This window comes from Pseudomonas machongensis (genome assembly GCF_034961125.1).
GTDB classification, from domain to species: Bacteria; Pseudomonadota; Gammaproteobacteria; order Pseudomonadales; family Pseudomonadaceae; genus Aquipseudomonas; species Aquipseudomonas machongensis.
Window position 1 is genome coordinate 1 of sequence record NZ_JAYFUI010000174.1, and the last position, 1,880, is coordinate 1,880.

The window sequence follows — 1,880 nt, forward strand, 5'->3', positions numbered from 1 at the left end:
AGCACGCCGAGGTGTTCGGCAACTTCTACGGCACCTCCCGCAGCGCGCTGCAGGAAACCCTCGACCAAGGCTTCGACCTGATCCTTGAAATCGACTGGCAGGGTGCGCAGCAAGTGCGCAAGCTGATGCCCGAGGCCCTGTCGATTTTCATCCTGCCACCGAGCCAGGAAGCCCTGCGCCAGCGTCTGGACGGGCGCGGCCAGGACAGTGAAGAGATCATCGCCGGGCGCATGAAGGAAGCGGTCAGCGAGATGGTGCATTACAACGAATTCGACTACGTCATCGTCAACGATGACTTCGAAGACGCGCTCGAAGACCTGAAGTCGGTGTTCCGTTCGAACCGGTTGCTGCTCAAGAAGCAGCAGCAGCGCCATGGTGAGCTGTTGAAGCAATTGGTCGGCTGAACCACGCGCTGAAACCAGCGCGGGGCAAGTCGCAACGACTTGCCCCGCGATAGGGCTGCGCAGCAGCCCCACCTACGCCTTATTCCTGCAACTGCAGTTTCGCCTGCTGCTGCAAGGTCGCCCCGAGGAAGTACGCCGGTGCACGCAGTCGCGACAGCATCATCAGCACGATCCCCAGCACCGAGATGATCGCCGCGATCACGAACACCAGCCCCAGCCCACCGACATGCGAGCCGCTGCCAAAGTCGGGCGAGGCGCTGTCGATCGCGGTACGCACGAAGATCACCGACAGGATCACCCCACCCACCAGCGGGCACAGGCCGCGCATGAAGAAGTGGCGCAGGCTGTCGAACAGGCTGTCGCGGAAGTACCAGACACAGGCGAACGCGGTCAGCGAATAGTAGAAGCAGATCATCATCCCCAGCGCGGTGATGGTGTCTGCCAGCACGTTCTCGCTCAGGGTACGCATGGTCACGTAAAACAAGGCAGCAGCCACGCCCGCACAAATGGTCGCGTAACGCGGCGTCTGCGAGCGTGGGCAGACACTGGCGAAGCGCTGCGGCACCGCACCGTAGTAGCCCATGGCGAGCAGGGTGCGCGCCGGCGACACGAAGGTCGACTGCAGCGACGCCGCCGTGCTGGCCAGCACCGCAATCGACATCAGGATCGCCAGCGGCCCCATCACCGGACCTGCCAGGTGGGCGAAGACGTTCTCCTGGATACGCGGATTGCCCAGGCCCAGGCCAGTGTCGCTGATGCCGGCGAACTGAAGGGTGGCAATGGCGGTGAACAGGTACAGGCCGAGGATCAGCAGTACCGTCCAGGTGGCAGCCTTGCCAGGCACTTCGTCGCTGCCGATGGACTCTTCGCTGACGGTGAGGCACACGTCCCAGCCCCAGAAGATGAAGATCGACAGCGACAGCCCGGCCGCGAAGGCCGAGAACGATTCGACCCCGAAGGGATTGAACCAGGCGAAATCGAATTCCAGCGGCGGTGGCGCGGTGGTCTCGCCGAACGCAGCAAAACCAAAGCCCACCAACACCAGCAATTGCAGGGCAACCAGGCCGTACTGCACGGTCATGGTGGTCCCCATGCCCCGACAGCAGATCCACACCGCCAGGGCGATGAACGCACAACAGGTAGTGACGTTGATCAACAGGTTGTCCGCTAACGCGGCATACTCGTGATGCCCGGTGATCTGCCCGATGAACAGGTAGAAGAAATCGACCGCCACACCGGCCAGGTTCGACAGCACGATGGTGGTGGCGACGACCAGCCCCCAGCCACCGATCCAGCCGATCATGGGACCGAAGGCACGTGCCGACCAGGTGAAAGAGGTGCCGCTGTCGGGCTCCGCGGCGTTCAGCTCACGGTAGCCGAGGGCAACCAGCAGCATCGGCAGGAAGCCGACGATGAAGACCGCGGGAAGATGGGCGCCGACCTCACGCACGGTCGGGCCAAGGGCGCCGGTCAGGG

Annotated in this window: 1 protein-coding gene and 1 pseudogene; one reads left to right on the plus strand and one right to left on the minus strand. The window is 63.5% G+C overall.

The window, feature by feature from the left end; translation table 11 throughout:
- Positions 1 to 404: pseudogene (locus tag VA602_RS15835) on the plus strand (guanylate kinase); the annotation flags it as partial.
- Positions 405 to 483: 79 nt separating this feature from the next.
- On the opposite strand, the gene VA602_RS15840 reads toward VA602_RS15835, so the two are convergent.
- Positions 484 to 1,880: APC family permease (locus VA602_RS15840; RefSeq protein ID WP_323453678.1), on the minus strand; the 1,397-nt coding region annotated here is incomplete at its 5' end.